20 protein-coding genes are annotated in these 19,119 nt (G+C 69.9%); 13 read left to right on the forward strand and 7 right to left on the reverse strand.

The features are described 5' to 3' along the window. The 4 genes from Aco04nite_RS16130 to Aco04nite_RS16145 are packed head-to-tail and all read left to right on the forward strand — an operon-like array spanning position 1 to position 3,534. On the forward strand, positions 1-990 hold the full coding sequence (locus tag Aco04nite_RS16130; protein ID WP_212998028.1) for an ABC transporter permease: 990 nt from the start codon (positions 1-3) through the stop codon (positions 988-990). Beyond that, a complete protein-coding gene (locus Aco04nite_RS16135) occupies positions 987-1,889 on the forward strand; it encodes an ABC transporter permease (protein WP_212998029.1) in 903 nt (300 codons plus the stop codon). The genes Aco04nite_RS16130 and Aco04nite_RS16135 overlap by 4 nt, the downstream gene beginning before the upstream one ends. After that, positions 1,886-2,755, forward strand: a complete 870-nt coding sequence (locus tag Aco04nite_RS16140) for an ABC transporter ATP-binding protein (protein ID WP_244876037.1) — start codon at positions 1,886-1,888, stop codon at positions 2,753-2,755. The genes Aco04nite_RS16135 and Aco04nite_RS16140 overlap by 4 nt, the downstream gene beginning before the upstream one ends. Then, a complete protein-coding gene (locus tag Aco04nite_RS16145) occupies positions 2,752-3,534 on the forward strand; it encodes an ABC transporter ATP-binding protein (protein WP_212998030.1) in 783 nt (260 codons plus the stop codon). The genes Aco04nite_RS16140 and Aco04nite_RS16145 overlap by 4 nt, the downstream gene beginning before the upstream one ends. Before the next feature lie 109 nt (positions 3,535-3,643). Here the strand turns inward: Aco04nite_RS16145 and Aco04nite_RS16150 are convergent, their stop codons facing one another. Beyond that, positions 3,644-4,807, reverse strand: coding sequence for an ROK family transcriptional regulator (locus Aco04nite_RS16150; protein ID WP_244876038.1), 1,164 nt, complete (start codon positions 4,805-4,807; stop codon positions 3,644-3,646). Then, positions 4,804-6,993, reverse strand: a complete 2,190-nt coding sequence (locus Aco04nite_RS16155; protein WP_212998031.1) for an alpha-galactosidase — start codon at positions 6,991-6,993, stop codon at positions 4,804-4,806. Before Aco04nite_RS16155 ends, Aco04nite_RS16150 begins: the two co-directional genes overlap by 4 nt. A gap of 97 nt (positions 6,994-7,090) precedes the next feature. Here Aco04nite_RS16155 and Aco04nite_RS16160 point away from each other — a divergent pair, with 97 nt between their 5' ends. From Aco04nite_RS16160 to Aco04nite_RS16185, 6 genes are read left to right on the forward strand one after another with little or no spacing between them, the layout of a single operon-like run. Then, the gene (locus Aco04nite_RS16160; protein WP_212998032.1) at positions 7,091-9,526 is read left to right on the forward strand and encodes a glycoside hydrolase family 2 protein; all 2,436 of its coding nucleotides are present in this window, start codon (positions 7,091-7,093) and stop codon (positions 9,524-9,526) included. Then, complete coding sequence (locus Aco04nite_RS16165; RefSeq protein WP_212998033.1) at positions 9,511-10,368, forward strand: LacI family DNA-binding transcriptional regulator; 858 nt, start codon at positions 9,511-9,513, stop codon at positions 10,366-10,368. Before Aco04nite_RS16160 ends, Aco04nite_RS16165 begins: the two co-directional genes overlap by 16 nt. Then, the gene (locus Aco04nite_RS16170) at positions 10,365-10,679 is read left to right on the forward strand and encodes a hypothetical protein (protein ID WP_212998034.1); all 315 of its coding nucleotides are present in this window, start codon (positions 10,365-10,367) and stop codon (positions 10,677-10,679) included. Before Aco04nite_RS16165 ends, Aco04nite_RS16170 begins: the two co-directional genes overlap by 4 nt. Positions 10,680-10,700: 21 nt before the next feature. Next, positions 10,701-11,387, forward strand: a complete 687-nt coding sequence (locus tag Aco04nite_RS16175) for a DUF1963 domain-containing protein (protein WP_212998035.1) — start codon at positions 10,701-10,703, stop codon at positions 11,385-11,387. Further along, complete coding sequence (locus Aco04nite_RS16180) at positions 11,381-12,199, forward strand: hypothetical protein (RefSeq protein WP_212998036.1); 819 nt, start codon at positions 11,381-11,383, stop codon at positions 12,197-12,199. The genes Aco04nite_RS16175 and Aco04nite_RS16180 overlap by 7 nt, the downstream gene beginning before the upstream one ends. 30 nt (positions 12,200-12,229) lie before the next feature. After that, positions 12,230-13,171: a cyclase family protein gene (locus tag Aco04nite_RS16185; protein WP_244876039.1), complete on the forward strand. Its 942-nt coding sequence runs from the start codon at positions 12,230-12,232 to the stop codon at positions 13,169-13,171. 10 nt (positions 13,172-13,181) lie between these two features. On the opposite strand, the gene Aco04nite_RS16190 is transcribed toward Aco04nite_RS16185, so the two are convergent. Further along, the gene (locus tag Aco04nite_RS16190) at positions 13,182-14,072 is read right to left on the reverse strand and encodes a hypothetical protein (RefSeq protein WP_212998037.1); all 891 of its coding nucleotides are present in this window, start codon (positions 14,070-14,072) and stop codon (positions 13,182-13,184) included. A gap of 164 nt (positions 14,073-14,236) precedes the next feature. Here Aco04nite_RS16190 and Aco04nite_RS16195 point away from each other — a divergent pair, with 164 nt between their 5' ends. The 3 genes from Aco04nite_RS16195 to Aco04nite_RS16205 are packed head-to-tail and all read left to right on the forward strand — an operon-like array spanning position 14,237 to position 16,395. Beyond that, positions 14,237-15,274: an alcohol dehydrogenase catalytic domain-containing protein gene (locus tag Aco04nite_RS16195; RefSeq protein ID WP_212998038.1), complete on the forward strand. Its 1,038-nt coding sequence runs from the start codon at positions 14,237-14,239 to the stop codon at positions 15,272-15,274. A 41-nt stretch (positions 15,275-15,315) separates the two neighbouring features. Further along, a complete protein-coding gene (locus tag Aco04nite_RS16200) occupies positions 15,316-15,477 on the forward strand; it encodes a hypothetical protein (protein WP_212998039.1) in 162 nt (53 codons plus the stop codon). 45 nt (positions 15,478-15,522) lie between these two features. Beyond that, a complete protein-coding gene (locus Aco04nite_RS16205; protein ID WP_212998040.1) occupies positions 15,523-16,395 on the forward strand; it encodes a helix-turn-helix domain-containing protein in 873 nt (290 codons plus the stop codon). Positions 16,396-16,437: 42 nt separating this feature from the next. On the opposite strand, the gene Aco04nite_RS16210 is transcribed toward Aco04nite_RS16205, so the two are convergent. The 4 genes from Aco04nite_RS16210 to Aco04nite_RS16225 all read right to left on the reverse strand — a co-directional run bounded on the left by Aco04nite_RS16210 (position 16,438) and on the right by Aco04nite_RS16225 (position 19,036). Continuing rightward, positions 16,438-16,947, reverse strand: a complete 510-nt coding sequence (locus Aco04nite_RS16210; protein WP_212998041.1) for a hypothetical protein — start codon at positions 16,945-16,947, stop codon at positions 16,438-16,440. Between the two features lie 28 nt (positions 16,948-16,975). After that, positions 16,976-17,275, reverse strand: a complete 300-nt coding sequence (locus Aco04nite_RS16215) for a hypothetical protein (RefSeq protein WP_212998042.1) — start codon at positions 17,273-17,275, stop codon at positions 16,976-16,978. Beyond that, positions 17,272-17,658 carry a DUF1801 domain-containing protein gene (locus tag Aco04nite_RS16220; protein WP_212998043.1) on the reverse strand — a complete coding sequence of 129 codons (387 nt, stop codon included), beginning with the start codon at positions 17,656-17,658 and terminating at the stop codon, positions 17,272-17,274. The genes Aco04nite_RS16215 and Aco04nite_RS16220 overlap by 4 nt, the downstream gene beginning before the upstream one ends. Before the next feature lie 184 nt (positions 17,659-17,842). Further along, on the reverse strand, positions 17,843-19,036 hold the full coding sequence (locus Aco04nite_RS16225; protein ID WP_212998044.1) for an LLM class flavin-dependent oxidoreductase: 1,194 nt from the start codon (positions 19,034-19,036) through the stop codon (positions 17,843-17,845). Positions 19,037-19,119 lie beyond the last annotated feature (83 nt).

A 19,119-nucleotide genomic window follows, 5' to 3' on the forward strand; every position in this document is an offset into this window, starting at 1 on the left:
GTGGGGTACTTCCTGCGCAAGCTCGGGTTCTACGTGGTCGCGCTCTGGGCGGCGCTGACGGTGAACTTCCTGATCCCCCGGCTGATGCCGGGTGACCCGGTCGACCTGCTGCTGGCCAAGCTCGGCCAGCGCGGGCCGGTGACCCCGGAGACCCGGCACTCGATCGAGGTGCTGCTCGGCACGGACTCGCACCGGTCGTTGTGGTCGCAGTACGCCGGCTACCTGCACAACCTGGCCGTCGGCGACCTCGGTGTCTCGGTGACGTTCTTCCCCGCCCAGGTCACCACGATCATCGCTCAGACGCTGCCGTGGACGATCGGGCTGATCGGGCTGGCCACGGTCATCTCGTTCTTCGTCGGCGTCGGCCTCGGCACGCTCGCCGGGTGGAAACGCGGATCGTGGCTCGACAACGTCATCCCGGTCACCACGATGTTCCAGGCGGTGCCGTACTTCTGGCTGGCGTTGATCCTGCTCTTCGCCCTCGGCAGCCTGTGGCCGGTGTTCCCGCTCAACGGCGGGTACGACGTCTACAACGTCACTCCCGGGTGGAACGGCGCGTTCCTCGGCTCGGTGCTCTACTACGGCACGCTGCCGGCGCTGACGATCATCCTGTCGTCGTTCGGCGGGTGGATGCTCGGCATGCGCAACATGATGGTGTCCACGCTGTCGGACGACTACATGGTCACCGCCGAGGCCAAGGGGCTGCGGCCCGGCCGGATCATGCGCCGGTACGCCGCCCGCAACGCCGTGCTGCCGTCGATCTCCGGGTTCGCCATCTCACTGGGCTTCGTGGTGGCCGGGTCGATCGTCACCGAGGCGGTCTTCTCGTACCCCGGGATCGGGTCGGCGCTGCTGCAGGCGGTCGGCGGCAACGACTACGCGCTCATGCAGGGCATCTTCCTCGTGATCACGCTGTCGGTGCTGGGCGCGAACCTGCTGGTCGACATCCTCTACTCGGTGATCGACCCACGAACCAGGGCGCGGGCATGAGCGCGCGGGTGCCGGTGCCGCGGACCGCCAAACTGCGGGCCGGGCTGGTCATCGGCGGGTTCATCGTGCTGTTCGGGTTGCTCGGGCCGCTGGTGGTGCAGGACCCGTCGCGGGTCGACGACATCGGGCTGACCGGTCCGGGCGGCGGGCACTGGCTCGGGACGACCCAGACCGGGCAGGACGTGCTGGCCCAGCTCGCGTACGCGACCCGAGGCTCGCTCACGGTCGGTGCCGTCGTCGGCGTGCTGACGCTGCTGCTGTCGGCGTTCTTCGGGATCGTCGGCGCGTACGCCGGTGGCTGGGTCGACGAGGCGTTCTCGCTGTTCACCAACGTCATGCTGGTGATCCCGGGGCTCCCGCTGGTCATCGTGATCTCCAGCTACGTACCCGACAAGAGTCTGTTGCTGGTGTCCCTGGTCCTGTCCCTCACCGGATGGGCCGGCTCGGCGCGGGTGCTGCGCGGTTACACGCTGAGCCTGCGCAACCGCGACTACGTGCTCGCCTCCCGGGTCGCCGGGGAGCGGCGCTGGCGCATCCTCGGGGTGGAGATCCTGCCCAACCTGATCCCGCTGCTGGCCTCGCAGGTCGTCTTCGCCGTCATCTTCGCGATCCTCGGCGAGGCGGGCCTGTCCTACCTCGGGCTCGGCGCGAGCGGCTCGTTCACCTGGGGAACGATGCTCTACTACGCGCAGAACGGGCTCGCGCTGCGGCTCGGGGCGTGGTGGTGGTTCATCCCGCCGGGGCTGCTGCTCGCGCTCTTCGGCGCGGCGCTGTCGCTGGTCAACTTCTCGATCGACGAGGTCATCAACCCGAAGCTGCGCGACCAGACCCGGGCCGCCCGGCGTGGCTGGCGGATGTCGCGCGCCCAGCTCGAGAAGGCCAAGGAGGCGACGCTGTGAAGCCCGACCGGAAAAGCGACGGGGCCGAGCCGGGGCCCGAGGTGCTGACGATCGAGAATTTCAGCATCGACTACCTGGTCGAGCCGGTCGTGCACGCCGTCCGGGACGTGTCGCTCACCCTGCACCGCGGGGAGGTGCTCGGCCTGGCGGGGGAGAGCGGCTGCGGCAAGAGCACCCTGGCGTACGGCATAGTGCGCCTGCTCAAGCCGCCGGCGTCCATCGTCTCGGGGCGGGCCGTGTTCCACCCTCGCGACGGTGCGCCGGTCGACTGGAACGAACTCGGCGCCGAGCAGCTCCGGGCGTACCGATGGGACACGATCTCGATGGTCTTCCAGGGGGCGATGAACTCCCTGAACCCGGTCATCTCGATCCGCGACCAGATCGAGGACATCTTCACGACCCACCGGCCGGGGATGAGCCGCAAGGAACGCCGGCAACGCTGCGGGGACCTGCTCGAACGCGTCGGCGTGGACCGCGCGCGGCTGTCGGCGTATCCGCACGAGCTGTCCGGGGGCATGCGCCAGCGGGTGATGATCGCGATGGCGATGGCCCTGGAACCCCAGGTCATGATCATGGATGAGCCGACGACCGCGCTCGACGTGGTGGTGCAGCGCGAGATCCTGCAGGAGCTCACCCGGCTGCGCGACGAGCTCGGCTTCGCGGTCATCTTCATCACCCACGACCTGCCGCTGCTGCTGGAGATCAGCGACCGGATCGCGGTCATGCGCGCCGGCGAGATCGTCGAGCTCGCCGGGGCGCTGCAGCTCTACACCGAGCCGCGCCACGAATACACCAGGAAACTGCTGGCGTCCTTCCCCAGTCTCACCGGCGACCGGGGTTCCTTCGTGCGGGGGACCGTCTCATGACCACAGTGGAGGCCCGCGGTATCGGTAAGAGATACCGGAAGTTCGTGGCCGTCGACGACGTCAGCTTCACCCTGGAACCCGGGCGCACCACGGCCCTCGTCGGGCAGAGCGGCAGCGGCAAGTCGACGATCGCCAAGCTGCTGCTCCAGCTCGAACGGCCCACGACCGGGCAGATCCTCGTCGACGGCGAGCCGGTTGCGCGGCGGGGAGCTGCGGCTGCGCGCTATCGGCGTACCGTGCAGATGGTCTTTCAGGATCCCTATGCTTCCCTGAATCCCTTTCACAGCGTCGGTCACCATCTGGAACGCCCGGTCCGGCTGCATCACCGCGACCTGACGGGCCCACAGGTACGCGAACGCGTGCTGCACCTGCTCGAAAGGGTCCGGCTGACCCCCGCCGAGGAGGTCGCGCGCCGCCGCCCGCACGAGCTCTCCGGCGGCCAGCGTCAACGCGTGGCCATCGCCCGCGCGCTCGCCCCCGAACCGGGCATCCTCATCGCCGACGAGCCGGTGTCCATGTTGGACGTGTCGATCCGGCTCGGCGTCCTCAACCTGCTGGCCACCCTGCAACGCGAGGAGCAGCTCGCCGTCCTCTACATCACCCACGACCTCGCCACCGCGCGGCACTTCTCGGACGACATCCTCGTGATGTACCAGGGCCGGATCGTCGAACGCGGCCCCGCCGACGAGGTCATCCTCAACCCCCGCCACGAATACACCAAGCTGCTGGCCGAGGCCGCACCCAACCCCGAGCGCAGGATCAAGAACCTTCAAGCCTGATGGGTACGCCGTCAGCGGCGCAGCGGCATCCTCTCAGCGCCCGGCCAGCAGCGCAGCTGCGACCCTTCAATGCCGGGTCAGCGGCGCAGCGGCAACCTCCTGGTGCTCGTCAGCGGCTGCTGAGATGGGACTGCAGCACCAGGGCCGCCGCGCCGGTGGCTGAGGCCGTGGCGGCCGCCAGTGAGACGGTCACGGTCACGGATCGCTGCCAGGTGAGGCGATCCGCGACCGCGACCCGGCGCATGATGGCCGGACCATATACAAAGGACGCAGCGGCGAAACCAGGCCCGGTCAGCACGACCAGATCGATGTCGAGCAGATTGAGCACGGATTCCGCCGCCGCGGCGACATAGCGCGCGGAATCCTCCAGCAGCGCCCGGCAACGCGGTGCGCCGGCGCGCGCCGCCCGGGCCACCGCGGCGAAATCCGCGACGACACTGCGTCGCGGTTCGCCCGGGTCGAGACCGGCCTCGGCCGCCGCGACCGGATCGGCGAGTGCGGCGGCGACCACGGTCCGCGGCCCGGCCAGGGCTTCGAGACAGCCGCGGCTGCCGCACTGGCATTGCGGCCCGTCGACCTGGACGCACACGTGGCCGAACTCGCCGGCGTTGCCGCGGCCGCCGCGCATGGCCCGGCCCTCCAGCACGATCCCCGCGCCGATGCCGCTGCCCATGTAGAGCGCCGCGAACCCTTGTTCCGGGCCGACCCGGGCCACCCAGTACTCGCCCACGGCCGCCGCCGTCGCGTCGTTCTCCACGAGGACGGGCCAGCCGGTTGCGGCGCTGAGACGCGTACCCAGATCCTGGGCAGTGCCGCCCGGCGGTCCTGGCCAGACCACGCCGACCCCCAGGCACCGCTCGCGTTCCACCCCGGCGCCGGTGAAGAGCAGCTCGACGTCGGCGAGCACCTGCCGGCTCAGGGTTTCCGGGTCCGCGGGGTCCGGAGCCGGGCGGGCCAGGCGGGACAGCACCCCGCCGGTCTGCCCCGTGAGCACGTAGGTCGTGGTGTCCTCGTCGAGGTAGACGCCCACGGCGATGCGGGCGGCCGGATCGAGCCGCAGCAGCCGGCGTGGCTTCCCGGCGGTCGGCGCCAGCCCGGACTCCACCACGATGCCCTCGTCGAGCAGCCGCCGGACGGTCATCGACACGGCCGCCTCGGTGAGCCCGGTTATCGTGGCCAGCTCGACCCGGCTCAGCGGCTCGGCGGCCCGGATCGCGTCCAGGACGCGCTCCCGGGCACCCCGGCGGCGTGGTCGCACCGCGGCGTCACTCACGCGGCCACCGTCCCGTCCGTCGCCGTCACCCTGTCCACCGCTGTCACCCTGTCCGTCGCCGTCACCCGCACGAGGAGGACGCGATCGGGATAGAGAACCGGCATCCGCAGGCCGGCGGCGCCCAGCATACGACCGGTCAGTGTCACCCCTTCCGGCGTACACCAGGGAAGTGCCGCTCCCCACGCCGCGGCGTTCCCGTCCGGCACGTCACCGGGCGGCTGCGGGCGCACGTGGTACTCCAGGTCCGGGTCGAGCCCCGGCAGAGCCGCAACCCCCGGCGGGTACGAGTCGCTGGTGGCCGACGCGATGATCGCGTAGAGCGCGTCCGTCCGGTCCGCCGCCACGGCACCCGTCACGGCGTAGGCCGGATCGGCCAGATCCGCGTGCACCAGAACCCCGCTGTGCAGCAACCCCCGCACCTCCTTGTAGAGGGTCACCCACTCACCCAGCCGTTCCCGCTCCGCCGGCTTCGCGCTGGTCAGATCCCACTCGATCCCGAAATGCCCGAAGATCGCCGAGCCGGCCCGCATATCGAGGGGCAACGCCCGGCGGGTCGTGTGCGAACGTTCGGCGCCCACGTGCGACCCGATCAGTTCCAGGGGTACGAGCAGACTCGTCCACCGCTGGATCGCCAGCCGCTCGTGCGCGTCGATGCAGTCCGAGGCCCACACCCGATCCGTACGCGCCAGGATCTCCAGATCCACCCGCCCGCCACCCGACGAGCACGACTCGATCTCGACGTGCGGAAATGCGGCCCGCAGCTCGTCGAGCAGGCGGTAGAGCGCAAGGGTCTGGTCGTGCACCCCGGGCCGCCCGCTGTGCGGATGCCCGGCGTCGACCAGGTCGCGGTTGTGATCCCATTTGAGGTACGCGATGTCATTGTCCCGCAACAGCGCTGCGAGCCGGTCCCGGAGGTGTTCGTACGCCCCGGGGTTGGCGAGATCGAGCACCTGCTGGGACCGCGCCGGTGGGGGCAGCCGGTCCCCCGCCGCCATCATCCAGTCCGGGTGCGCGCGGGCCAGCTCGGAGTCGGGGTTGACCATCTCGGGCTCGACCCACAGTCCGAACTCCATCCCCAGCCCGCGCACCACGTCGATCAGCGGACGCAACCCTTGCGGCCACACATCGGGGGAGACCGTCCAGTCACCGAGCCCGGAGGTGTCGTCGCGGCGGGACCCGAACCAGCCGTCGTCGAGCACGAACCGCTCCGCGCCGACGTCCGCCGCCCGTTCGGCGAGCTCGGTCAGGCGGTCGAGGTCGTGGTCGAAATAGACCGCCTCCCAGGTGTTCACGACCACCGGGCGTGGGGAGCGCGGGTGCTGCGGGCGGGCGCGCAGCATCGTGTGGAACCGGTCGGAGACGCCGTCGAGGCCGGTGTCGCTGTGACAGCCGTAGAGCCACGGCGTGGTGTACGAGTCGCCGTCGCCCAGGCCAATCTCGCCGGGGAGCAGCAACTCGCCGCCGCCGAGCGTGGAGCGGCCGTGATAGGTGCGCTCGGCGAGCGTACGGGCACCCCCGGAGAAGGCGGTGTGGATGCCCCAGACCTGGCCCGTGCGGTTGGCGAAACCGGGGGTTCCCGCGCAGAGGACGTACGCCGAGTCGTAGCCGGTGCGGCCGGTGCGGTTCTCGCGCATGCGCAGGCCGTGGGTGAACGCTGTGCGCTGGGGGGAACGTTCCTTCAGGTGGTGACCGGTGAAGTCGAGCAGTTCCGTCGTGGTCTCGGGGACCGGGAGGAACAGCAGGAGATCGTCCAGCCAGTACGTGCCCGGCGCGGTGCTGGTCAGCGTCGCCCGGGTGCGGAGGATGCCGCTGGGGTCCAGCTCGAGCTCCAGCTGAAGGTGCAACGCCGCGGTGTCGTCGGTCGCCTCGACGGTCAGGTGGCCGGTGCCGGTGTGCAGGTCGGTGACGGTGAAGGCGGGGGACCACGCGCGGCCGTCACGGTGCCCGGAGAGGCCGGGGTGGCCCAGCCAGCCGGCGGATTGCGCGGGGACGATCGACACCGGTGGGGTGCCGTCGATCGAGAAGCCGATCGGCTGGGGTGCCGTGGCGAGGGTGAGGCCGGCCAGCTGTTCCGGGGTTGCCGCACCCAGGGCCGCTCCCCAGTGCACGATCTCAGGGAGGCCGGGGCCGCCGCAGTCGAGCAGCACGCTCACCCCGGCCGCTGTCAGGTGGATGAAGCGCGACATGGTGCCCCCTCGCTGGTCGGTCTCCGCGCGGTCGTTGACGAGAAACTTCAGTTGCTTAAGAATGTTATCGGTCCCTTACCGACAGGAGCGATCCGACATGATCCGAACCGACCTGCACGAGGGGTGGACGCTGCGGGCGGACGGGGGGCCGGTGCCCGCCGGGATCGCCGGGGTGGCCGTGCCGGCGGTGGTGCCGGGGACCGTACACACCGATCTGCTGGCGGCCGGTCTCATCCCTGACCCCTACGACGGGATGAACGAGGCTGAGCTGGTCTGGGCGCACCGCGCCTCGTGGCGCTACGACACGACCGTGACGGCCACGCCGGCGGCGGCGGATGAGCGGATCGATCTGGTCTTCGACGGGCTGGACACCGTGGCGGCCGTCGAGATGGACAACACGCTGCTCGGACGGACAGCCAACATGCACCGGGGGTACCGCTTCGATGTCCGCCGGCTGATCACCGGGGCGGCGGTGCCGTTGACGGTTCGCTTCTCGTCGGCGTTGAGCTACGCGGAGCAGATGCAGCGGCAGCTGGGGGAGCGCCCCCGGGCGTACGGTCATCCGTTCAACGCCGTGCGGAAGATGGCGTGCAGTTTCGGCTGGGACTGGGGGCCGGACCTGCAGACCGCGGGGATCTGGCGGCCCGTACGGCTGGAGCGCTGGCGGGTGGCGCGGCTCGCCGAGGTGCGGCCGCTCGCCACACTGGACGACGACGGACGCACGGGGCGGCTCGCTGTGCACGTCTCTGTTGAGCGTTCCGGGTTCGGGGCGGCGGGTGAGCTGCTCGTTTCCGTCACTGTCGGCGATCGGCCCGCGGTCGCTCTGCGGCTCGCCGCAGACGCTGACGAGGGCGTGGTGGAGGTGGCGGTCCCGGACGCGGCGGTGTGGTGGCCCGCGGGGTACGGCGCTCAGCCCCTGTCCACCGTGACGGTCGAGTTGCACGACGGGGACGGTGCGGCGCTGGACGCGTACACGAAGAAGGTCGGTTTTCGGTCTGTGCGCCTGGACGAGACCCCGGACGCCGACGGCACCCGGTTCGCGCTGGTGGTCAACGGGCGGCCGGTGTTCGTGAAGGGGCTCAACTGGATCCCCGAGGACCACCTGCTGACCCGGCTGACCCGGGCGGACTACGCGGCGGCCGTCGACCGGGCGGTCGAAGCCAACGCCAACCTGCTGCGGATCTGGGGCGGCGGCATCTACGAGGCCGACGACTTCTACGACGTCTGCGACGAGCGCGGCATCCTGGTCTGGCAGGATTTCCTGCTGGCCTGCGCGGCGTATGCCGAGGAGGAGCCGCTGCGCACGGAGATCCTCGCCGAGGCCCGGGACAACATCGTGCGGCTCAGCTCGCACGCGTCGCTCGCGATCTGGAACGGCGGCAACGAGAACATCTGGGGCCACGAGGACTGGAACTGGAAGAGCAGGCTGGGCGACGCGACGTGGGGCGCGCGCTACTACTACGAGGACTTCCCGGCTCTGCTGGCCGAGCTGGACCCGACCCGGCCGTACCACCCCGGCAGCCCGTCGAGCCCCGGCTTCGACCCGGAAGTGGTGCACCCCAACGACGCCGCGCACGGGACCCGGCACGAGTGGGACGCCTGGAACCGCGAGGACTACACCTGGCACGACCGCAACGTCCCGCGGTTCTGCTCGGAGTTCGGCTGGCAGGCACCGCCGACCTGGTCGACGCTGACCGCGGCCCTCTCCGACGGGGACCTGCACCAGGGATCGCCCGCCTTCCTGCTGCACCAGAAGGCCGACGACGGCAACGGGAAGCTCAACCGGGGCCTGGCACACCACGTGCGGGTGCCGGAGGACTTCGCCGACTGGCACTGGGCGACCCAGCTCAATCAGGCCCGGGCCACCACGTACGCCGTCCAGCACCTGCGCTCCCACGCCCCCCGCACGATGGGCAGCATCCTGTGGCAGCTCAACGACTGTTGGCCGGTGACCTCGTGGGCGGTCGTCGACGGGTCCGGGCGGCGCAAACCGGCGTGGTACGCCCTGCGCCGCGCGTACGCCCCGCGACTGCTCGGATTCGTGCAGCGGGACGGCGTACCCGTGCTCGCTGTGGTCAACGACACCGACACCCCGTGGCTCGCCTCCGTTCGTCTACGCCACGCCGACTTCGCCGGGGTGGTGCACGCGGAGGAGCGCATCGATATTTCCGTGCCGCCGCGATCTGTCCAGGTGGCTTCCGTGACCCTTTCCGACCTCGTCGTCGCGGATGCGGACGGCCTTCGCGCCACCCACCTGTCCGCCGAGGACTTCGCGATCCCCTACGACCCGAACGCGCTGTCCGCCACCGCATCCGCGGCCGAGGGCGGATACTCGGTCACCGTGACCGCGTCCTCGTTCGCCCACGACATCGCGCTGCTCGCCGACCGGGTCGCCCCCGATGCCGTCGTCGACGACCTGCTCATCGACCTGCTCCCGGGAGAGAGCCACACGTTCACGGTCACCACCACCGCCGACGTGGACCCGAAACGCTTCCTCGACCCGGAGGTGCTCCGCACGTGCCTGACGGCCTGATCGGCCTGGTCCTGACCGGCAACGCCGCCCGCCTCGGCGTCGAGCCGTTCTTCATGGAGCTCATCACCGGCATGGAGGAGGCCCTGGCCCCGTTCTCCACCACGGTCCTGCTCCTGGTCGTCCCGGACCTCGACGCGGAACTGGCGACGTACGAGCGGTGGGCCCAGGACCACACGGTCGAAGCGGTTGTCGTCGTGAACCTCGTACCCGACGATGTCCGACCGGGCCGGCTGGCCTCACTCGCCCTGACCGCCGTCCTGGCCGGCCGCCACGACGACCACGTCTTCCACAAGGTCGTCACCGACGACGCCGGCGCGATGACCGCCGCGATGGAGCTCCTGGCCTCGCTCGGGCACACCACCGTCGGCCGCGTCAGTGGTCCCGCCGACCTGGTGCACACCGCCGAGCGTTCATCGGCCATGCTCCGCGCGGGGGAGGAACACGGCGTCGCGGTACGCATCACCGAGGCGGACTACAGCGCTTCAGCGGGCATCCGCGGCGTCCGCGAACTCCTCGCCACCCACCCCACGCCGACCGCGGTCATCTTCGACAACGACGTCATGGCCGTCGCCGCCCAGCAGGACCTGATCCGCGCCGGCATCCCGGTGCCCGACGACGTCAGCCTGCTCGCCTGCGACGACTCCCCGCTGTGCGAACTCGCCGTGCCACCGCTGTCCGCGCTGAGCATCGACGTCCACGAACACGGCCTGACCTTGGGGCGCGCGGTGCTGGAGGCGCTGCGCGGCGCGCCCCCACGCGACCACGCCGGCCCCCCGATCCGCATCCTCCGCCGCTCCAGCACCGCCGCCGCCCCGGCCGCATCTCATGGAGGACCGGCATGAGCTCCGACGAAAACACCTATGTACGCAACCAGAACGCCGGCGTCGACCCGCTCTACACCCTGGGAACGATCACCGTCGCGAGCCTCCGCGAGATCCTGGCCGACCTGCCCGACGACGCTGTGATGGTCGTCGCCGGTTCTTCTTCGTCGCCATCCTCTCCGTCGGCCTGTTCTCCCCTGGCCGACGTCGAGGAATGCTGGTACCTCCCGGTCGACGCCGAATTCCTCCCCCTGGGCCGCGACGCCGACGGCAATGTCCACGAACCAGGCCCACGAGACTTGTACGCCGTGGTCCTACACCCCGCCGGCTGACTCCTTCCGTATCCTGCTCGCGTGGTCAAGCTGATGACGTACGCCGGACCGGCCGCCGCGGACGCACCCGGAACCCGCACGGGCGGTGTCCCGCACGTGCCCGCCGGGTTCGAGTGGCCCCTGTGCGCCGAGTGCGACGGGCCCATGCAGTTCGTGGCCCAGGTGAGCCTCGCCGACGCTTTGCCCGACGCTTTGCCCGACGCTTTGCCCGACGCTTTGCCCGACGCTTTGCCCGACGCTTTGCCCGGCACCGAAGGTCTGCTGTCGATCTTCATGTGCCAGAACGACCCCGGCCTGTGCGAAGAATGGGAAGCCACAGCCGGAGGCAATCACGCGTACGTGTTCGGCGCGGACGCCGTCCATCTCACCGTCCCGCCTGCTGAGGATGGCATCACCGCACTGGACGAGACCTGCGCGGTCGACTACGAAGAGCTCGCTACCGGGGACTATCTGGACGCGGGGGACGCCTGGCACCAGCGAACGGGCCGGCCGAAGCGCGAAGTGCTCGGTCAGATCGGCGGCCAGGCCTTGTGGCTCCAGAACGACGAGACCCCGGCGTGTGAAGGCTGTGACCGCCCCATGACGTTCGTCGTCCAGCTCGAGGAGGGCCACAACCACCGAACCTCGGCCAACTTCGGCGGCGGAGGCTGCGGCTACGGCTTCCGCTGCACCTCCTGCGCAACCGCCGCATTCCTCTGGCAATGCTGAGCCGCAGTTCCGGAACGCTGGTCTGGGCCGCGCGCCGATACCTGATGGCGCGCTATGACGAGCTGCAGACCCGGTACAGCCTGCTCCCCGGCGGCGGCCGCGAGGGATATCACTACACCACCGAGGCGAAGCAGATCTTCCCCCGATACAACGTCGTGGAGGCCATCCTCACCGAGGTGGAACGACTCGACCCGGAGTCCCTTCCCGCCGTCGAGACAGTCGCCGAGTGGTTGTTCGTCGCAGCCGAAGCCGCCCAGTCGCCCTTCACCGAGCTACCCAACGACGAGATCGAAACCGAGGCCATAGCCCTGGAGCGCCGGCTGTTCGCCGTGAACGTGCGGCGCTGGCTGGCGCAACCAGATCTCCGGGTTGACCCGCTTCCTTACCGACGCGTGCTGGCACCCGGCGAGTCAACGTTCTGGCGTGCGGAATTGCAGAATCGATGGGGTGTACGGGGCGGCCTCTGGCATCCGCTGATGGAAAGCCCGGTTCCGCAGGATGTGCTGGTGCTCGCCGAGCATGCGATGTGGGCGGACGACGGGGTTGCCGCCGTCCGCCGGGCCCTGCGGGATCGGGGTCGCGGCCGGGTGGTCGAGGTGCGTGAGTACGGCGCCGACTACTTGCTGGATGCCGAGATCTTCGCCCCGCGGTACACCGGTGCCGAGGGACTGTGGACCGACGCCGATCAAGACTGGATCGCGTACGCCTCCCATGAGGGAACGGTCGCCTTCGGTGGTGTGCTCGCCGCCGGGCTCGTGACGGCGTGGCCCGGAATCGGCGAGTGGCGCTGGCCCGGATGGCCGGGGCCGTAAGATTCAGACCTACCGCAGACGGAGGAGCCGATGACGGTGCCGACGCAGGATGACGTGCTCGGATACTTCGCGACGTTGTCCAACTGGGGGCGGTGGGGTGACGACGATGAGCGCGGCACCCTGAACCACATCACCGACCAGGTCCGGGTGGCGGCGGCGCGGGCCGTGCGGCACGGCAGGAGTGTGTCCTGTGCGTGGGAGGTCGCCGTGCCGGGAGACATGGAACGCTCCACGACGACGTGCCCGTGCGCCGCCGACATGCCCGGCGCCGAGAACCTGCCGGCGGCCTTCCACGCCGACCGCCGTTGGGGTTTCTCGACCGAGAAACTCGCCATCACGTTCCACGGCAACACGATCACCCACCTCGACTCCCCGTGCCACATCTTCTGGGACGGCAAGACGTACAACGGCCGTTCGCACTCCTCGGTGGACACCGCAACGGGGTCATCATGGGCATCCGTCACGGCGGCGTCGAACGGGATCAGCACGCGCGGCGTCCTGCTGGACATCGCGCGGGTTCGTGAGGTGCCCTGGATGGAACCGGGCCAGGGCGTCTTCCCCGCCGACCTGGAGGAAGCCGAGCGCCGCCAGAATGTACGGGTCCGCGCCGGCGACGCCGTGCTCCTGCGAACCGGCTACGGCCGCGCCCGCCACGAGAACGGCGACGCCGGCGGTTTCACCCAGGCGGGCTGGCACGCGTCCTGCCTCCCATGGCTCCACGACCGGCAGGTCGCCCTGATCGCCGCCGACACCCCCCAGGACGTCCAGCCCTCCGGCTACGCCAACATCCTGATGCCCGTCCACACCATCGGCCTCGCCGCGATGGGCCTGTGGCTGCTCGACAACTGCGACCTGGAGGCCTGCGCGTCCGCCGCCGCCGAACTCAGCCAGTGGGACTTCCACCTCACCGTCGCCCCGATCCGCCTCTCCGGCACCTCCGGCAGCCCGGTCAACCCGATCGCCACCTTCTGAGTCTCGTACGCTATTGAGTCTTGGTTATGCCGCCGTTGACACCGTCGATTGTGTAGAACGCTGCGGCACCGGTCCTGCCTGATACGCCGCGGAAGTCCTGTCCCCCCAGATCACGTATGGTGATCTGTCGAGCAGTGCGGTCGCCATGGGTGTCCAGTGCGATGACAGTGATCTTGAATCGGAACGAGACCAGTAGGTTGTCGCCGTCCAGCAGAGCGTTGTAATTACGGCTTTCTCCTGCGGCGATATTCTCCTGAACGGTCCCGAAATACGATGCCTGTCGTTGAATTTCTTGTGCCTCGTTCGACAGGGCGCAGCCCTCGTCGCCGCACTGCAAGATGCCGGGAGCCCTATCCTTCGACAAGTCGAAGTGCAGAGTGGTGTCGATGGGGCCGCCCGTATTGTCGCCGATCTGGGCACCGAAAGAAATCTTTTCGCGCCGGGTCACCTCGGCTTGTAGATTTTTGACGGTTATGGGCTCGTTCTGACTGTTGGTTACGGTTATGGTTAGGCTCCTCGCCTTCGGTAGTGCCCCTTTGCCGCGCAGAAACCTGTCCAGCCGATCGAAGTAATCTTCTGCCGCAGCCGGTGACGGCTCCCGTTGCGGCTGGCCTTCGATAAGCGAATTCAGCCCCGGATCAATCGATAGATAATACGAACTCGGCCATGTCTGGCCGACGGCAAGCACCTGGGGTTGCGTCGCCTTCGTCACTCGGCCGGACAGGTAAGTAGTAAGAACGGTAGATGCCACTCCCAGCACGAAGGCCAGCAGAGCCGTGCCGATCTGCCCGACCGCCGTACGCCACCAGGGCAGCGGCGCGGCCGCCGGTGACGGTGTCGCAGCCGGTGGATCGGCGGGCTGCGGAGTTTGCTTGCGACGACGACGTTGGCGAGCCGGCATGGTGGTACCTCCCGGGGAGTCGACCTGCTCTCATCGTCGGGCGGCGCGAGCAAGAACGGCACACCGGCTGTGTGCCGATGGCGGCATTGGGTAAAAGGGGTGCTGGTTCTGCCCCTATAAGTGCGACCTGCCCGTTCGGCAGCCGGGCGGCTTGCATGGTCTGCATGCAAGCAACCTTCATGTACGGCGCCGGCGATGTCCGCGTCGAGAACGTTCCCGATTCCGTCGTCAAGCTGCCGACCGACGCCCTCGTGCGGGTGACCGCGTCGTGCATCTGCGGGTCCGACCTGTGGCCGTACGCCACCATGCCCCACGGTGCCGGTCCGGCGCGGATGGGTCATGAGTTCGTCGGCATCGTTGAGGACACCGGGTCGCAGGTGACCACTGTCAAGAAGGGTGACCTGGTCGTCGCGCCGTGGCTCATCTCCGACGGGACGTGCGAGTTCTGCAAGGAAGGTTTGTACGCGTCGTGCGTACACGGAAGCATGTGGGATCTGCAGCCTGACGAGGGCGGTCAGGCCGAGGCGGTCCGGGTTCCGTTCGCCGATGGGACGCTGGTCAGGATTCCGGCCGGAGCGGATCCGGCCCTGTTGCCGTCGCTTCTCACTCTCTCCGACGTGTTCGGGACCGGGCACCACGCCGCGGTTTCCGGTGGTGTCACGGCCGGGAGCACGGTCGCGGTGATCGGGGACGGGGCGGTCGGGTTGCTGGCGGTGCTGTCCGCGAGGCGGCTGGGGGCTGAGCGGATCATTCTGATGGGGCGGCACAAGGCGCGTACCGATCTGGGGCGGGAGTTCGGTGCGACCGACGTCGTGGCCGATCGCGGGGCGGAGGGCATCGAGGCCGTGCGGGCTCTGACGGGCGGTCACGGCACGCCGATCGTTCTAGAAGCTGTGGGTACGCGCACCGCGTACGACCAGGCCGTCGGTGTTGTCCGCGGTGGCGGCACGATCAGCCGGGTCGGGGTGCCGCAGTACGAGGAGGCCCCGGTCGGCATCGGCAGTCTGTTCTTCCGCGGCGTCCGGCTGACGGGCGGCGCCGCGCCGACCCGGGCGTACATCGATGAGCTGTTGCCCGAGGTTCTCGACGGCAGCCTGCAGCCCGGCAAGGTCTTCGACGTCACCACGAACCTCGCGGGCGTCCCCGCCGGGTATCGCGACATGGCCGACCGCAAAAGCCTCAAAGTGCTCGTGGCCGGCTGACGTCTCTTCCCGAATCGGTCACACCGGAATAGATTGCCGGCGTGACCGGTCGGAAATTGTCCATCTCGCTACCGGCCGACCTCGCCGAGGGCATCGCACACGTGCCTGTCGGCGAGGTTTCCGCCTTCATCGCTGATGCTGTGCGGCGCAAGCTGGCCGGGGATTCGATCCGGCCGCTGCTGCCCCCTGAGCCGAGGGGGTAGAAACGCGACCCCCTCGGCCGGGACGGGACCTCGTACCGTGGAGGGGTGACGAAGAACGACACGCGGGCCGATGTCCGTGACTTTCTGGCCAGCCGGCGGGCGAGGCTCAGCCCGGCGCAGGTCGGGCTGCCCTCGGGCACCAGGCGCCGGGTTCCCGGGTTGCGCCGTGAGGAGGTGGCCGTCCTCGCGGGGGTGAGCACCGAGTGGTACACGCGGCTGGAGAAGGGGCATATCGCTGAGGTCTCCGACGAGGTCCTCAACGCGGTGGCCCGGGCGTTGCAGCTCGACGCCGAGGAGAAGACGTACCTCTCCGATCTTGCCCGGCTCGCGCGGCCGGCGGAGAAGGGGTGCCCGCGCCGGTCGCGGCCGGCCGAGTTGCCGCCGCAGGTGCAGTGGATGCTCGATGCGATGACGATGTCCCCGGCGTTCGTCACGAACGGGCGCTGGGATGTGCTGGCCAGCAACGCGCTCGGGCGTGCCCTCTACGCGCCCGTGCTGGGTGACGGGCAGAACATCGCGCGTTTTCACTTCCTCGACCCGGGCGCGCACGACTTCTACGCCGACTGGGAGACCGCGGCCACGACGATCGTCTCGCTGCTGCGCGCCGATGCCGGCCGTAACCCATGTGACCGGGACCTGCGGGCGCTCGTCGGCGAGCTGTCGACGGTCAGCCCCGAGTTTCGCACCCGGTGGGCCGCCCACGACATTCTGCTGCACAACCGGGGCACCAAGACGTTCCTGCACCCCGACGCCGGGGTGATCGAGCTGGCGTACTGCTCGCTGGAGCTTCCCACCGGCGACGGGAGCCAGCTGCTGACCACCTACACCGCCGAGCCGGGCTCCCCGTCGGAGGACAAGCTCAGGCTCCTGGCAAGCTGGACCGCGCCCGAGGTCAGGTCCGGGGGCCCGCGACGATGAGGATGAGCCGACCCGGCGCACTGAGCGGCGGCAAGGTTCCCATCACAACGCGGGGTGTTCGTTCTCCACAGCGTCCGGGGCCGGGACTCCCTCCGGGCTGATCAGCCGCCCGAACTCGGTTGCCAGCATCGAGCCCACGTGGCCCGCGGCGCTGAACGACCTGCTCTGCCCGTCGAGCGTGGTGACGGTGACGGTGACCACCCCGTCGCTCACCTCACTCTTCGCGGCGCTGACCTCGGCGGCGGCTATGGTCACCCGGTCGGTGCCCCGCCGGCGCGCCGCCGACCAGAGCAGCCACGCACCCGCCCCGCCGGCCCCGGCCACCAGCACGACCAGGGCGAGGATCCACATCACCGTGGGCAGCACCTGGATCTCGCGCGCGCCGGCATTGGCGCCCACGGCGGCCAGCCCGAACGCGCCGACGAGCGACCCGCCGCAGACCCGGGCCGCCCGCTGATGGGCCGCGGAGATCTCCCGGATCTCCACCGAGGCGTCGGTGAACTCCAGCGAGACGTTCGCCCCGGTGCCGGTGGAAACCCGCGTCAGTCTCATGGCCATCAGGGTAGGCCCCGCCTGCGCATCAGCTCGCGGGGCGGGTGACGACGTAGAGGTCGAGAACCGCCGGCGGCTCCGCGACCCCGGGTCCTCCGGCCCGCACCCAGGCGGCGATGTCGTCGGCGACGAACTCGTCGTTGACCAGCCCGAGCCACACCGGCCTCCCGCCGGCCCTGCGCCCGGCGGCCGACGGCTGGACCACCACGACGGTGGCCTGCGAGCAGGCATCGAGGCAGCTGCTGGTGCGTACCCCGGGGATTTCGGCGATCCGGTCCGGTTCACGGCAGAAGCTGCCCCGGCAGACGGTGACCGTGCACCGGCTCACCGGGTCAGCACCCAGCGCTCGACCAGCTCGACCACCTGCGCCCGCCGGGCCTCCACCGCGTCGAGATCGGGGAAATCGACGACCGCGCGGTCGGGTGAGGCCCAGGTCATCAGCCCCGTCGGATCGTCGAACGCGAACCCGGCGGTGTCCGCCCTGACCTTCGCCCCGCGATGAAAGATCAGCTGCAGCCGTCCACGTGGCTGCAGCCGGAACGTCACCCGGTCCTCGCCGTCGTAGCAGAAACTCGGCGCGTTCCATTTCACATGCTCGGTGATGGCCGTGCCGGAAGCCAGGATCGCCTCCCGAAGCTGCAGCACCCCGTCCTTCAGCGGATGCTGCAACTCGGCCAGATACCGCTCAACCTCTGCGTCCGGAGTCCCCATCCAAGGATCCTAGGACACGGCCGCGCACCAGAGCCGGGAGAGCGGCGGGCGGCGGGGCCGGGAGAGCGGCGGGCGGCGGGGCCGGGAGAGCGGCGGGCGGCGGGGCCGGGAGAGCGGCGGGTGGCAGGTGGCGGGTGGCGGGCCGGGACGCTGCGGGGTGGTGCGGCAGCGTCCCGGATGGGGGTCAGGACTGCGCGGTGGCGTAGCGGGCGTAGTCCGGGCCGTGGTTGCCGAGGTGGTCGGCCTGGAGGGTGCCGCGCCGGCCGGTGGCCTTGCGGTGGGCGATCTCCTGGCGGACCAGGGGGAGGACGTACTTGCCGTAGTCGATGGCGTCGGTGAGGGTGTCGTAGCCGCGGATCGAGACCAGGGAGGCGCCGCGGTCGACGTAGTCGAGGATGGCGGCGGCGACCGTCTCGGGGGAGCCGACCAGGGCGGTGGAGGCTCCGGCGGCGTTGGTTACCGCGGCGGTCTTGGTCCAGAGGGCTCGGTCGTAGAGCTCGGAGCGGTCGGCGAAGTTCAGGGCGCGCTGGGAGCCGACGTTCTGCGGGGCGGCGCCGCCGAGACGGGGTGCCTTGCGGTGGGTCTCGGCGACCTTCGCGACGTATTCGTGGGCCTTCTGCCAGGCCAGTTCGTCGGTCTCGGCGATGATCGGGCGGAAGGTCACCCAGATGCGGGGCAGGGTGGTGCGGCCGGCGGCGCGGGCGATGCCGTGGACGCGGTCGATCTCGCTGCGGAGGTCGTCCAGGGGTTCGCCCCAGAAGCTGAAGATGTCGGCCTTCGCGCCGCCGATCTCGAAAGCCTCGTCGGACTGGCCACCGATGGAGATCGGGATGGGGGATTCGTAGGGGGCGAAGCCGGGGCCGAAGCCGTCGAACTTGTAGAACTCGCCGTCGTGGTCGAACGGGGCCGGCTCGGTCCATGACCTGCGCAGGATGTCGATGTATTCCGAGGTGCGGGCGTAGCGCTTGTTCTTGGGGAGGTAGTCGCCCTGGCGGGCCTGTTCGGTGTCGCTGCCGCCGGAGATGAGGTGGACGACCGCGCGGCCCTCGGTCAGTTGGTCGAGCGTGGCGAGCTTCTGCGCGCCGACGGTCGGGAGCGTGGTGTTGGGGCGCAGGGCCACGATCGGCTTGATGCGTTCGGTGAGCGCGCCCACGGCGCTCGCCGTGACGAACGAGTCGGCGCTGCCCGAGCCGTACGGCAGCAGCGTGTAGTCGTAGCCGCCGTCTTCGAGCGCCTGCACGTACTTGCGGAAGTACGGCAGGTCGATGCCGCGGGACGGGACCGGGTTGAGCTCGGTGGACGGGTTCAGGTGCGAGAGGCTGATGAACTCGACGTCCGGGGCTGCGGTCTGCGGGATCGTCGGATCGAAGGACGTCATGGTGTTCCTCTCGGCAGCGCTACAAATCTCCTACAACACCTACCAAACTAGTAGGCAATCTGGAGTGCTGTCCAAGGTTGATT

This window comes from Winogradskya consettensis, from assembly GCF_018332715.1.
GTDB classification, from domain to species: Bacteria; Actinomycetota; Actinomycetes; order Mycobacteriales; family Micromonosporaceae; genus Actinoplanes; species Actinoplanes consettensis.

Bases quoted from the DNA above. Each gene is read 5' to 3' on its own strand.
- Aco04nite_RS16135 (WP_212998029.1), top strand. From the start codon at position 987: ATGAGCGCGCGGGTGCCGGTGCCGCGGACCGCCAAACTGCGGGCCGGG.
- Aco04nite_RS16145 (WP_212998030.1), top strand. From the start codon at position 2,752: ATGACCACAGTGGAGGCCCGCGGTATCGGTAAGAGATACCGGAAGTTC.
- Aco04nite_RS16155 (WP_212998031.1), bottom strand. From the start codon at position 6,993: ATGTCGCGCTTCATCCACCTGACAGCGGCCGGGGTGAGCGTGCTGCTC.
- Aco04nite_RS16160 (WP_212998032.1), top strand. From the start codon at position 7,091: ATGATCCGAACCGACCTGCACGAGGGGTGGACGCTGCGGGCGGACGGG.
- Aco04nite_RS16170 (WP_212998034.1), top strand. From the start codon at position 10,365: ATGAGCTCCGACGAAAACACCTATGTACGCAACCAGAACGCCGGCGTC.
- Aco04nite_RS16180 (WP_212998036.1), top strand. From the start codon at position 11,381: ATGCTGAGCCGCAGTTCCGGAACGCTGGTCTGGGCCGCGCGCCGATAC.
- Aco04nite_RS16185 (WP_244876039.1), top strand. From the start codon at position 12,230: ATGACGGTGCCGACGCAGGATGACGTGCTCGGATACTTCGCGACGTTG.
- Aco04nite_RS16190 (WP_212998037.1), bottom strand. From the start codon at position 14,072: ATGCCGGCTCGCCAACGTCGTCGTCGCAAGCAAACTCCGCAGCCCGCC.
- Aco04nite_RS16195 (WP_212998038.1), top strand. From the start codon at position 14,237: ATGCAAGCAACCTTCATGTACGGCGCCGGCGATGTCCGCGTCGAGAAC.
- Aco04nite_RS16210 (WP_212998041.1), bottom strand. From the start codon at position 16,947: ATGAGACTGACGCGGGTTTCCACCGGCACCGGGGCGAACGTCTCGCTG.
- Aco04nite_RS16220 (WP_212998043.1), bottom strand. From the start codon at position 17,658: ATGGGGACTCCGGACGCAGAGGTTGAGCGGTATCTGGCCGAGTTGCAG.
- Aco04nite_RS16225 (WP_212998044.1), bottom strand. From the start codon at position 19,036: ATGACGTCCTTCGATCCGACGATCCCGCAGACCGCAGCCCCGGACGTC.